At 36.5% G+C, this 12,796-nt stretch carries 13 protein-coding genes; 7 read left to right on the top strand and 6 right to left on the bottom strand.

Features of this window, described 5'->3' with window-relative positions; translation table 11 throughout:
• The first annotated feature begins 21 nt into the window (after positions 1–21).
• From EQ827_RS00435 to EQ827_RS00415, 5 genes are all read left to right on the top strand, one after another.
• On the top strand, positions 22–1,269 hold the full coding sequence (locus EQ827_RS00435; protein ID WP_181189020.1) for a S1C family serine protease: 1,248 nt from the start codon (positions 22–24) through the stop codon (positions 1,267–1,269).
• A gap of 310 nt (positions 1,270–1,579) precedes the next feature.
• Positions 1,580–2,059 carry a 23S rRNA (pseudouridine(1915)-N(3))-methyltransferase RlmH gene (gene rlmH, locus EQ827_RS00430; protein ID WP_181189019.1) on the top strand — a complete coding sequence of 160 codons (480 nt, stop codon included), beginning with the start codon at positions 1,580–1,582 and terminating at the stop codon, positions 2,057–2,059.
• Positions 2,060–2,216: 157 nt separating this feature from the next.
• Positions 2,217–2,816: a LysM peptidoglycan-binding domain-containing protein gene (locus EQ827_RS00425; protein WP_181189018.1), complete on the top strand. Its 600-nt coding sequence runs from the start codon at positions 2,217–2,219 to the stop codon at positions 2,814–2,816.
• Between the two features lie 215 nt (positions 2,817–3,031).
• Positions 3,032–4,117 (top strand): YibE/F family protein, encoded by a 1,086-nt coding sequence (locus EQ827_RS00420; protein ID WP_181189017.1) that lies wholly within the window; start codon positions 3,032–3,034, stop codon positions 4,115–4,117.
• Positions 4,114–4,875 carry a YibE/F family protein gene (locus tag EQ827_RS00415; RefSeq protein WP_181189016.1) on the top strand — a complete coding sequence of 254 codons (762 nt, stop codon included), beginning with the start codon at positions 4,114–4,116 and terminating at the stop codon, positions 4,873–4,875. The genes EQ827_RS00420 and EQ827_RS00415 overlap by 4 nt, the downstream gene beginning before the upstream one ends.
• Here the strand turns inward: EQ827_RS00415 and EQ827_RS00410 are convergent.
• The 4 genes from EQ827_RS00410 to EQ827_RS00395 form a co-directional block, all read right to left on the bottom strand.
• Positions 4,845–5,348: a macro domain-containing protein gene (locus EQ827_RS00410; protein WP_181189015.1), complete on the bottom strand. Its 504-nt coding sequence runs from the start codon at positions 5,346–5,348 to the stop codon at positions 4,845–4,847. The two genes, EQ827_RS00415 and EQ827_RS00410, sit on opposite strands and share 31 nt — an antisense overlap.
• Before the next feature lie 224 nt (positions 5,349–5,572).
• Positions 5,573–7,399 carry a heavy metal translocating P-type ATPase gene (locus EQ827_RS00405; RefSeq protein ID WP_181189014.1) on the bottom strand — a complete coding sequence of 609 codons (1,827 nt, stop codon included), beginning with the start codon at positions 7,397–7,399 and terminating at the stop codon, positions 5,573–5,575.
• An 81-nt stretch (positions 7,400–7,480) separates the two neighbouring features.
• On the bottom strand, positions 7,481–8,410 hold the full coding sequence (locus tag EQ827_RS00400) for a nucleoside hydrolase (protein ID WP_181189013.1): 930 nt from the start codon (positions 8,408–8,410) through the stop codon (positions 7,481–7,483).
• A complete protein-coding gene (locus EQ827_RS00395; RefSeq protein WP_181189012.1) occupies positions 8,391–8,858 on the bottom strand; it encodes a MarR family winged helix-turn-helix transcriptional regulator in 468 nt (155 codons plus the stop codon). Before EQ827_RS00395 ends, EQ827_RS00400 begins: the two co-directional genes overlap by 20 nt.
• A 226-nt stretch (positions 8,859–9,084) precedes the next feature.
• On the opposite strand from EQ827_RS00395, the gene EQ827_RS00390 reads away from it, so the two are divergent.
• Positions 9,085–9,243 carry a hypothetical protein gene (locus EQ827_RS00390; RefSeq protein ID WP_181189011.1) on the top strand — a complete coding sequence of 53 codons (159 nt, stop codon included), beginning with the start codon at positions 9,085–9,087 and terminating at the stop codon, positions 9,241–9,243.
• Between the two features lie 197 nt (positions 9,244–9,440).
• Positions 9,441–10,883 (top strand): hypothetical protein, encoded by a 1,443-nt coding sequence (locus EQ827_RS00385; RefSeq protein WP_181189010.1) that lies wholly within the window; start codon positions 9,441–9,443, stop codon positions 10,881–10,883.
• 1 nt (position 10,884) lies between these two features.
• Here the strand turns inward: EQ827_RS00385 and menC are convergent, their stop codons facing one another.
• The gene (gene menC, locus EQ827_RS00380; RefSeq protein ID WP_181189009.1) at positions 10,885–11,997 is read right to left on the bottom strand and encodes an o-succinylbenzoate synthase; all 1,113 of its coding nucleotides are present in this window, start codon (positions 11,995–11,997) and stop codon (positions 10,885–10,887) included.
• Positions 11,987–12,793: a 2-succinyl-6-hydroxy-2,4-cyclohexadiene-1-carboxylate synthase gene (gene menH, locus EQ827_RS00375; RefSeq protein ID WP_181189008.1), complete on the bottom strand. Its 807-nt coding sequence runs from the start codon at positions 12,791–12,793 to the stop codon at positions 11,987–11,989. The genes menC and menH overlap by 11 nt, the downstream gene beginning before the upstream one ends.
• Positions 12,794–12,796 lie beyond the last annotated feature (3 nt).

Genomic DNA, 12,796 nt, shown 5'->3' with positions numbered 1-12,796 from the left:
AGTAGTGGAGGGTGTGTTAGTTTGAAGAGAAATAGTTTAGGACTCTGGAAAATCGCCATTGTGGCTTTAATTTCGGCCTTTATTGGTGTTGGTTTAGGTTTTTATGGCTTTAGCCATTGGGGCAATAATACCAATAATTCTACTAACCCTACTCAAAGTGCTCCGGTTAATGGTAAAGCGGGAACCACGCAGATTAGTAATGTCACTGTTAAATCTAATAATCAAATGACAAATGCTTTTAAGAAGGTCAAGGGTTCGGTAGTTTCGGTAATTAATTATCAGCGTCAACAAGAAAATAATGATAGTTTAAGTGCCTTATTTGGCAGTTTGTATGGTAATGGGGATGATGATTCTTCTAAGACCGATAAAAGCAAACTTCAAGAATCTAGTGAAGGTTCGGGTGTAATTTATAGTAAGCAAAATGGTAACGCCTATATTGTTACTAATAATCACGTAGTAGCCGGTTCGGAAAAACTAGAGGTTATTTTAAGTGATGGTACTAAGGTGGCTGCTAAAAAAGTGGGAACTGATTCAATTACTGACCTGGCAGTTTTGTCAATTTCAGCTGATAAAATCCATAGTACAGCAGCTTTTGGCAATTCAGATGCTGTAACTCCTGGCGAGTCAGTAATAGCTATTGGTTCACCATTAGGCAGCAAGTATGCAACCTCAGTAACCGAGGGTATTATTTCCGCTAAAAACCGGACAGTTGATACTACGGATGAAAAAACGGGTCAAGTAACGGGTCAAGCAACAGTATTACAAACTGATGCGGCAATTAACCCTGGTAATTCTGGTGGTCCATTAGTAAATGCTGCCGGACAAGTTATTGGTATTAATTCGATGAAATTGGCTGCAAGCACAGATGGCACTTCGGTTGAAGGAATGGGTTTTGCAATTCCTAGCAATGAAGTAGTTAAAATTATTAACCAGCTTGTGCAAAATGGTAAAATTCAACGGCCACAATTAGGAATTAAGGTAGTGGACTTGGATCAAGTCTCCAGAAGTCAACAGCGGAGTGTGCTGAAGTTGCCTGATAATGTCACTGAAGGAGTTTTAATCGGTTCAGTGAGTGCTAATTCAGTAGCTCGTCAAGCTGGTTTGCGTAAATATGATGTAATTGTAGGTTTAGATAATAAGAAAGTTAAAAATGTGGCTGACTTGCATACTCAACTTTATAGTCATAATTTGGGCGATACGATTAAATTACAGTTCTACCGTAATGGTAAAGCACAAACAGCAGATGTTAAACTAACTAAGGTAAACTAAATAAGCTCTTGACGAAATCAACGTAAGGCGCAGGCTTTACGTTTTTTTGTTGGATAGATTTTAATAATCGGATTTTATTTTAAAATTATGATGATAAAATATAATGAATGGTAAAAGTTATACACATTTATGTGGAAAAAGTTGTTTATAATGTGTATAACTGGATTCACTAGGTGGAAAAAAGTTTTCCACTTATCTGGGGAAAACCTGTTGATAAGTGGAAATATTTATTTGTTAAACCCTTTCAAACCCTTGATAAATAGGCAAATAACTAAAAATCGAACAACAATGAAACGGTGGAAAACTATTAATGAAAATAAAAATTATTGCAGTAGGAAAAATTAAGAAAAAATTTTTTAAACAAGGTATTCAAGAATATGCGCAGCGTTTGCGGCCATATTGTGATTTGAAAATTATTGAGGTTCCAGATGAAAAGGCCCCTGAAAGTTTAAGTACAGCGCAAATGGAACAGGTTAAAAAGATTGAAGGCGAACGTATATTACAAAAAATTAGCCCCGAGGACTATGTTTTTACCTTAGAAATTTTAGGAAAAGAATTAACATCAGAAGTTTTTGCGGCTAAAATTGCAGATTTATTAACTTATGGCCATAGTAAAATTGTTTTTGTCATTGGCGGTTCTTTAGGCTTAAGCCCGCAAGTTAGCCAGCGTTCCAATCAAGCAATTTCTTTTGGACGTTTTACCTTACCTCATCAACTAATGAGGCTGGTTTTGTCAGAACAAATTTATCGGGCCTTTATGATTAATGCCGGTACCGCTTATCATAAATAACCGTGTTTTTGTAATATTCTTGTAATATAACCCAAAATTTATCATTTGATTGAAATAATTCCGTAATATTAGTCTGTTAGTATAAGAGCTGTTGGTGAGCGTTGTTAATGATTCTGTGATTATCGTGTTTTTAAATTAAAGGAGAGTAATTATTTATATGAAATTTAAACAAGTCGCATTTGCAACAGCTTTAGGTATGATTTCTTTCTTCGGGTTTTCTAATGTTGCTAAAGCAGATAGTATTTATACGGTTAAGCCAGGTGATACTTTATCTGGAATTTCTTTGCAATTAAAAAATGATTTAAGTCTTGTGAATCAAGTTGCTGCTGATAACAACATTCAAAATATTAATATGATTTATGTCGGACAAAAATTGCTCATCAAAGATGATGGACAAGTTTCAGTTGCTACTAACAGCCAAGTGCAAGATACACCGGCTGCTGGTAGTGTTCAACAAGCGGTTGCCAACAATTCTTATCAAACTCAGCCTTCATCTCAAATCAGTTATGATAACTATTCTAACAACGCTGCTGGTATTTATTCGAGTGCACGTGAATGGATTGCGAGTCGAGAATCTGGTGGTTCTTACTCCGCACAAAACGGTCGTTATTATGGTAAATATCAATTAGATGCTTCATATTTGCATGGTGACTATTCCCCAGCTAATCAAGAACGAGTTGCCAACAACTATGTTGCCGCACGTTATGGTTCTTGGGAAGGCGCACAACAATTTTGGATGACTCACGGCTGGTACTAAAATTATTTTACCCACTAATTATATTCTCTTATAATCGTAGAAATTATTTATCTTCCCTTTATCATAGCAGCAAATTTAATTAATTCCAGCAGCACTCTGTTAGTATATTCTAACAGAGTGCTTTTGTATTATAATTGACTTTTAGGTTGATGTGCAGATAACCAGCGCTAAAAGTGCTACTAATTGGCAATATTACTGTTAAAGAGGTGAAGATTGTGGCACCAAAAAAAAGGAGTAGCTGGATTATGGTGGCTGCAGGCCTGTGGTTGTTAATCGTATGTTTATCTCAAAGAAATTATTGGTCACAAAATGTGGCTACCGTCGAGCGAGTCCAAATTGTTCACCAGCAAACTGTCCAAGATCAATATCATAATCAAGATACTCAAATAACGCAAAGACTTACTTTGCGCTTACTTACAGGCAAATATCGCCACCGCTATCTGGTACGTGACAACACTTACTATCAATCGCAAGCAAATACTAATCAATATCGGGTGGGCTGCCACCTTATTTTAAGCAATAACCATTCTCTTCGTCATTTAACGATTATTAGCCCCAAAAGAGACGGAATTCTGTTGATACTATTAGGGATTGTTTTAATCAGTTTATTGGGCTTACTAAAAATCCATGGCTTGCGGGCGGTTTTAAGTGCGGTGCTAAATTGCGGGCTTTTTGCGGGTCTATTAATAATTGCTACACAATGGCATAATCAGCATATTTTATTTTTAACAATTCTTTTAACTCTTTTAGTGACACCATTAACTTTAATTTTAATTTTTGGCTATTCACGCCAAACTCTAATCAGTGTTGGTGCTACTTGGCTGAGTACCTTTTTTGCAGTTATTGTAAGTACAATAATTTTACAATTGAGTAATAATCAGGGTATCCATTACGAAACACTAAATTATGGCATTCAACCCTTTCAATGGATTTTTTTGGCAGAAACCCTTTTGGGAGTTCTAGGTGCTTGTATGGATGAAACAACTGATATTACTGCTTCTGTGTATCAACTTTTACAAGAGCAGCCCCAAATTACTAAACATCAGTTATTTACTTCAGGGATGCACGTGGGGCGTGAAATTATTGGTCCTTTAATTAATATTTTGTTTTATCTATTTTTGGCAGAATTAATTCCTATTATTATCCTTTATTTGCGCAATGGTAATACCTTGCAATTTAGCTTGTCGCGAACCTTAACTTTAGGTTATACGCAGACAGTAATTAGTGCAATCGGGATAGTATTGGCAGTACCTTTGACCGCTTTTTTAGCAGCTAGTTTATTGCGGAGTAAAAATCTATGATTTGGTTAACAGTGACTTTATTCATATTATTAGTGCTGGTCGCTGGTCGCAAGGGTATAAATATTTTTATCAGTTTGGGCGGGAGTTTTTTTGCTTTAATGGCAGTAATGATGCTGATTGCTGATGAATTTAATCCCTTAGTGGTTGGTATACTTTTTGCAGTAGGTTTAGTCTTTTTAGCTATTTATCCCAATACTTCTAATGGTCACATCCGCCAAAGTGCTTTAGCCAGCAGCTTGTTGGTTTTGCTAGGATTGTTAGCAATAACGCTTGTGGCAGTTCATTTTTCATTTAGTCAAGGATTTTCTATTGAAGATACTGATGAAATTGAACAGTTCTTGTTGCCAATAGGAATTTCTTTTCCTCAAATTCAGGTCGTAGTGTTGTTATTTAGTGCTTTAGGTGCAGTGGCTGAAGCTAGTATAGCCATCAGTTCGGGTGTTTGGGAAATTATTTTATATCAGCCCCAAATTAGCGATCAGCAATTACTACATGCGGGCTTAGAAATTGGCCGCAAAAATATTGCCACAGCGCTGAATACCTTGCTATTTGGTTTTTTTGGTAGTTATTTGACATTGGGACTATGGTTAATTCAACTACACTATACACCTGTAACTATTTTGAACAATGCAATTTTGGGATCAGCCGTTTTAGAACTGCTTTTAGGGATTTTAGGGGTTATTGCGGTGGCCTTTTTGACTAACTATTATATTATTTGGCAGCGACATCATGATAAATCTCTTAAGGCTGACAAATAAGCTTGATAGGTTATTTGATCAAAGCAAACCATTTGTACTTCCATAGTAGCCGGGAATGCTTGAATAGTCTTAATTGCAATTGGTGCCGCTAAAGCTAGGGGATAGCCATAAACTCCTGTACTAATAGAAGGAAATAAGACTTTGTGGCAGTGATGGGCACTAGCTTGACGTAAGCTATTATTATAACAAGCCGCTAATAACTGAGCTTCGTGATGTTGACCGCCTTGCCAAATAGGACCTGGTGTATGGATAATAATTTTAGCAGGCAAATTAAATGCGGGTGTAACTTTAGCTTGTCCAGTGGCACAACCATGCAGCTGTGCACAGGCCTGATTTAGTGCTTCCATGCCAGCGACTTGGTGAATAGCTTCATCGACGCCACCCCCGCCGCTTAATTGCGTGTTAGCGGCATTAACAACTGCATCTGCTGGGATTTTAGTAATATCACCTTGAATAATTTGTAAATGAGCCATAATTTTATCTCCTTTAATTTTTATTATAGCTGATCTGAACTATAATGCTAGTTACTAAACAATTATGCTTAGAAAAGCTTACACAAAAACAGTCAGAAAAAAATTATTATTTCCTGACTGCTTTTGAAGAATAAATTAAACTGCCCATTTAAAATCTTTTTTGATGTTTATTAAGAAAACTAATTTGTATTTTACTTATAGTTTATGGTTGTCATTAATTGCACTTAGGCTGCTGGAGTACTGGCAGATAAATTATGATTAAAATTAGTTTTGCCACGACGAGCTCTTAAAGACCACAAAATGGAAACTGTATCAATAACTTCTTGTAACAAAGCTCCCATGATAGTAGGAATAATGCCAAAAGCGGCAACTAACATTAGTGCTGTACAGATAAATATTCCCAGTAACACGGCTTGTTTAGCGATGGACATGGTTTCACGAGAAATGACGACTGCCCGCACTAAACGGCTTAAATCATCTTTTAAAATTACCACATCAGCAGATTCACTAGCGGCGGTTGAACCTTTAGCACCCATAGCAACACCAACATCAGCAACGGCCAAAGACGGAGCATCATTAACACCATCACCAACCATAGCCATTGGTTTTTGATTTTTAGGGGTCGCTTTTAAAGCTTTGATTTTGTCTTCAGGTAATAGATTAGCTTGAAATTCATTTAAACCTGCGTATTGTGAAATTCTTTGGGCTGTGGCTTCATTATCACCAGTTAACATCTTTAAATGACTAATATTCAATTTACGTAATTGCGAAATGGTTGTCTGGGCTTCAGGGCGAATAGTATCAATGAAAGTTATCTTGCCAGCATATTGATTATCAACGGCTACAAAAATAGTCGGATCATTGTTGTCTGATTGCTGACCGGGATTGACAAATTCCATTTTTCCAGCCTTGATAATGTGTTCACCAATTTGGGCTTGAACACCTTGAGCAGTTTTTTCTTCAAGATTTTTAAGAGGCAACAACTGGTTATGATAATTTTTTAACAGGGAAATAGCTAAGACGTGATTGGACTGTTGCTCAGCACTGGCTGCATATTCCAGTAATTGATCAGATGTAAATCCGGGAGCAGGTGAGACTTGATTCAAAGCTAATTCACCACTCGTAATAGTTCCTGTTTTATCAAAATAGATAGTTTTTAAAAGTGCCATTTTTTCAATGGAGGTCCCACTTTTCACAATGATTCCGTTGCGACTAGTACGGCTCATACCTGAAACTAAAGCAATCGGGGCCGCTAAAATTAAAGGACACGGTGAAGCTACTACTAAGACTTGCGCAAAGCGGTTAGGATCACCGGAAATAAACCAAGCAATTCCGGAAATAATCAAAGCCACAATAGTGAATGGCACCGCGTAACGGTCAGCCAAACGCACAAAATGTGCTGGTTGATTTTGCGATTCTTTAACTAAACGAATAATTTTTTGATACTGCGAATCGGCTGCTAACTTGGTAGCACGATATTCAACAGCACTGGTTCCATTAATGGAACCAGACATTAACTCACTGTGGACGGATTTTTCGACTGGCTTAGACTCACCTGTTAAAGAAGACTCATCAAAACTGCCGCTGCCTTTAGTGACAATACCGTCAACAGGTACCTGTTCTCCAGGCTTGACTACTAATTGTGCACCCACAGGCACATCTTCTAATTCAACATCTTGAATGGTGCCATCTTTTTGAACAATATGGGCTTGTTGGGGAGCATGCTCTAAAAGGGCTTTGAGTTCACTGCCGGCCTTATTAGCAGCATAGTCCTCTAAGGTATCGCCACCAACTAACATCAATAAAATAATCAAACTTGCCCAATATTGACCTACAGCTAGAGTTGAAAGAATAGCCATAATCGCTAAAAGATCAACACCGTATTTTCCTGACCGTAAGGTTTTAATCATTTCCACGGTCATTGAGGCCGCTAAAAATAAACCAACTACACTAATTAAAATTTGGGCCCATAAATTTAGGTGAAAGCCAAATTCTAAAATCAGAGCTACAATTCCAATACCAAAAATAATCATTAATTTACTAAAATGCATATGCTCGCTTCCTCATTAAAAATACTAGTTTATAATGATTATAAACTAGTATTGCTTTTCTGTAAATGATAGGAACTATATTTAGCTTAATTTTTCATCTAAAATTTTTAAAGAGTCTAATAATAACTGGCCGGTTTTAGCAGTATTAACTTTTTCTAAAACCAAAACATTTTTGCTGCCATTTTGAGAGATTTGCACATGTCCTCGTTTTGAACCCCAACTGTTATCTACTTCTAAAGCATAATGTTGGCCTTGATAAATGTTAGAATCAAGAAGATAAGTGATAGTAGCTAAATCATGAATTGCTGCCATTTTGAGTCCTTCTCCTTGTTCGGCTGTAAAATAAGGCATTAAAATTTCATAGGCCAATTGGCTGGCTGGACCTTGACCCTCTAATGAAGTAATTTGTTCAAATGTTAAGCCAGTTTTTAAGGTAACATCTAAACCACATAAAACAATCGGTAAACCTGACTGCATAACAATATGAGCAGCATCTGGATCTACATAAAAGTTGAATTCTGCCAGTTCCGTGACATTGCCGCCTTTTAGAGCACCACCCATAATGACTAATTTCTGAATTTTATCCCGATCTTCCGGGAAAACTTTTAAGAGTAGTGCAATATTGGTTAAAGGACCAGTTGCTACTACAGTAATTGGAGTAGTACTTTTTTGAATAGTTTCGTGCAATAAAGTAATGCCATTATGGCTTGCCAAAGGGTAACTATCTGCAGCTTCAGGGAATGTAGGCCCAGCAAGGCCACTTTCACCGTGAATTTCTGTAGCGTTTTTCAGGTTCTTAATAATCGGTGTTGCTTGCCCAGGTGCCAGGGGGGTTGTCTGTTTTAAAAACCAGAGTAAATGTTGCAAGTTTTTTGTAACATTCTTTAACACACCATTGCCGCCGACAGTTGTCATTGCCAAAACGCTAAAAGCTTCAGGATGGGCGAATGTTTCTAAAATAGCAATAGCATCGTCACTACCTGGATCACAATCAAAGATGATGTTCTGCATCGTATTCATGCTCCTTTTTTTCGTCTGTGGATAACTCTGCGGAAATCTTATCTAAAGCTTTTAAAAATCCGCGACGTTGAAAAGTACTAATACTATTTAATAATTCCGTATTGGTAGCTGCCAAAAATTTGGAAATTTGCGGCTGTAATTCTTCGGCCTTGGGTAATGCTGAGATAATTTTAATTCGGGAATCTGATGGTGATACATTGCGCATAATAAGTTGGTTTTCTTCCATTTTCTGCAAAACACTGGTTGCTGTCGAACGACGAATATTAAACTCTTGTTCGATGTCTTTTTGATAGACAAATTGATTTTGCGGTAAATGGTTTAAGTAATCAATGATTTGAATTTGCACACCAGTTAGGCCAAACTGTTTTGCAAATTTATTCATTTTTCTGGATAGTTGATTAGAGACAATCTTAATCAAATGTATCACATTTTCGGGCATAGGCCTCACCTCCATTTCTTATGTTAGCATACTAACTAATAAAATACAGCTTCAAGGTATTATTTTTAATGAAATAATTTTAATTTTAGCAATTGGGTAGTAAAAGTTACTTCAAGATTTAAATGAGTTACGGAGTTTTTCGGGAGAAATGTTAATTATGCTTGAATATTGTGCCGTTTTCTCTTAAAATATAGAGGTTAATACATTGTGGGGAGGAGGACACATCATGGTTAATACACATAAAGGTGTTACGGGACGTCGCCGCCCAACATCCAAACTTAATTCTGCTAAACGTCGTCAACATACAGATGAAGTGTTATCATTTCTGATGAATGGTCTAAATGATATGAAAAAAGCTGAAGCTAAAAAAACAGCTAAAAAATAAGATTTTAATTTTACAGAGGGCATTATTGCTTAAAAATATAAAAAAGCCAAGACAAATGACAGTTTTGGCTTTTTATTTTCTGTAAAAGTCAGTAAATAAAACTAATATCTTTTGGCAACGATTATTTATCACCTTAATGAAATTTTTTTTAATTTTATTTTGATTCTTAACAAGTTTTTTATTATGATAAAAGTATTATGAAAACTATAAAATCAAGATTATTACTAAGATGGCAGCAAAATTGGCTTTATATATTAATTTTCGGAGTGATTTTTTGTTATTTTGCTCTTTTTCGATACTTTTTAATTCCTAGTGGTGATGACTTTTTTTGGTGGGGGGAATCTGGAAATTATTTATTACATCATCATTTTTTGGGAGCACCAAAATTATATGGTGGAAGTTTAAATGGGAGGTATTTAGGCAATCTTTTAGAAATTTTTTCGATGCGGCATTTAAAGCTTGCAGTTTTAGTTTTTGGGGGTGCTTGGACTTTATTAATTTGGTCTTTATGGCAACTAGGCGGTAAAACTTGGTGGAGTCTAGTATTAGCAACGGGGTTCATCTTCACTTTAAATGATGCTTTTTTGAATGCAATTTTAGTTTGGAACGCTGGTTTTAGTAATTATGTTCCCTCAATTGCCTTAGTGCTTTTATACCTTGTTATAGTAAAAAAAGGTGAACAGCAGTCCCTGGGTAAAATATATAGTGTTATAACGTTGATAATTGGTCTTTGTGCGGGATTATTTTTAGAAACATTGACGGTCGTTCAAGTTATTTTAGGAATTTTAGTGCTATTCTGGTTTACTTCAAAAAAATCTTATCAGATTACTTACTTAATCGGCGCCCTGAGCTCATTAGGTATAATGTTTTCCTATCCAGGATATCGGTTGAATGTTCCTTATCGGAAGATTACTTTTGATTTACATAAAATTTGGCAACTTTATTCCAATTATAATCATTTGTGGCTGATAAGTTTAAATACATTATTTTTGACTTTATTGTTAGCAGCAATGTTTATTATCATTAACCGTTCTGCTATTAATAGATTATTAAAAGTTTGTTATTTAGCAGTTGCTGGAATTTTTTTACTGTACTTTTGGCTGTTGGGAGCTCACCTTTTGAGTGTTCCCAAAGATCATAATTATGAATATTTATTAAGTCCGACTTTGGCTAATATAGATGCTGTAATGAGTATTTTTTTAGTAATATATGTGGGCACATTTATTTATCAGTTTTTCCCCAAAGATCGGTGGCTATGGCTTTATTACTTAACCGTAGGGCTTTTTGTGGGACCTTTGGTATTTGTGGCTTCACCCATCAATTGTCGGGCTGTGTTTCCGGCTTATATATTTATGTATTTAATTTTGATTAGTTTTTTTCAAAGAGCAATGAAATTAATCAAAATTAATCGCTTATTGTTCTGCATAGCAACTTTAGCGATTTTGGTGGCTGCTGCTAGCTATCAAGTGATCATGCATGCCAATTATGCCGTCAGTTTAGAGCGTGTACAAAATCCGCAATACCTGCAAGGAAAAAGCGGTTTAAATAAGCACGTTCCTTACCGAAAATTTGTGTGGGCTGATGATGTGTTTAATCAACAAATTGCTCCGCAATATTGGAAAGCACGTTTACAAAAATAATTTAAATTAATGATGGTAAATTGTGTAATTGCTTTTGATAACTGGGTAAAAGCTGTACTCCTAAACCGGTGGCTGTGGGCAAAATTATTTTTCCCTCCTGTAATTCAAATTTTTCTTGGGTCAAGTCTTTTTGGTAGTAGCGCTTGGTTTCTGCAATATCACTAGGAAAATTAAAATTGTTTAAACTAGCTACCGCCAAATTTAAAGCGCGGCCGATGCCGCCTTCAAGCATGGCTCCACACCAGAGAGGAAAATGATATTGACGTTGGGCTTGAATTAATTGAATGACAGGTGTGATACCGCCTAAAGCACTGATTTTACAGCTGATAATTTGGCATTGTTGAAAATATAAGGCGTTTAAGGCTGCAGCTACGCTGGTAATCGGTTCATCAAAACAAATTGGCGTAGACATTTGCTTTTGTAAGATATGAGAATTACGGAGATCTTGCGGACCGAAGGGGTCTTCAATCATAATTAAATTAAGTTGGTCAATATTAGAAGCTAAATCAGGAGTTAACGTTAGCGAACCATTAGCGTCGGCCATTAGAGGGGCGTGAATAAAACGCTGTCGAATACTGGCCAAACGCTTCAAGTCGGCATTGCCGTTAATTTTTATCTTGATTTTTTGATAGCCTTGATTTAAAGCTTGCTGTACTTGGTTGGTAGTTGTTTTTAAATCACTTAAACCTAGGCTAATACCTGTATGAATGCTAGAATTTGTACTACTGCCAGCGCTTTGGGCAATAATAGTTCTTAAGGGCTGCTGCTGGCGTTGTGCAAAAGCTGCCCAAATAGCTGTTTCAACAGCAGCTTGAGCAAAGTTATTTCCACGTACTTTTTGCCACAGGGTCTGAATTTGACAGGGATTATCAAAGCAAAAATTAGTGAGTGTAGGCGCTAATGTGTGTTCAATAATTTTCTTGGCTCCCACTAACGTTTCACTACTATAATATGGCTGTTCAAAGGCTTCTAATTCGCCTAAACCTTGATTACCTAATTCATCAACAACTTGGACAAGGAGCAGATTGCGCTGTGATAAAGTTTCGTGTGCAGAAACGAAAGGCTGTTTAAAAGTTAAACTGACGGGTAATAATTTTAAGGACTTAATTTGCATATTGCTGCTCCTTAAGAATCTGGCTGTAAACTTGCGGTTGTTCTAAGTGAACATTATGTCCTGCCTGATCGACAACAAAACGTTGACTATGAGGAAAAAGCTGGTGCATTTGTTGGGTTATCTGGCTAAATTTAGTATCGAGGTTGCCTGTAATTAAAGTAACAGGTAAAAAAAATTTTTCCAGTTGCGGCCAATAATTAGGCATAACACCAGTTCCCATACCTTCTAAACTAGCGGCTAAACCTTGAGGATTTTGTTGAATACGTTGTTGATATATCTGCTGTTGAATAGCAGGAGACAACGTCTTTTGTGATTGGAATAAGGGTAGCTGTTCCCAATAATGGATAAAAGCACTTAAGGGTTCTTGGCGTAATTTTTGTGCTAAGAATTGATCATGTTGTTGGCGTTGTTTCCGCTTTTGAGAATTGATAATGCCAGCAGTGCAGTTTTCTAAAAATAATTGTCGGCAAAATTGCGGAAAAGAAAAGGCTAGGCCCAAGGCTAAACGTCCACCCATGGAATAACCACAAATATTAACACTTGAGAAGTGTAAGGTATTTAATATCTCGGCCAAATCTTGAGTTTGCTGCTTAAAAGTTAAGCGACTGGGCGTCAGTGGTGCTTTGGTTTTGCCGTGTCCTAGTAAGTCCAAAGTAATTACTGTGGTTGTTAAATACGGCTTAATTTGTTCAAAATCGTGCTGACTGCCCATAAATCCGTGCAGCAAAAGCCAAACTGGCTGACCTTGACCTTCAATATTGATATTATAAACTGCTTGATTAATAGTTAATTGCATCTC

The organism is Bombilactobacillus bombi, assembly GCF_013607485.1.
In the GTDB taxonomy this organism is placed as follows: domain Bacteria; phylum Bacillota; class Bacilli; order Lactobacillales; family Lactobacillaceae; genus Bombilactobacillus; species Bombilactobacillus bombi_A.
Note: the sequence above shows the minus strand (reverse complement) of the source record. Positions and strands in the feature narration are given on the sequence as shown.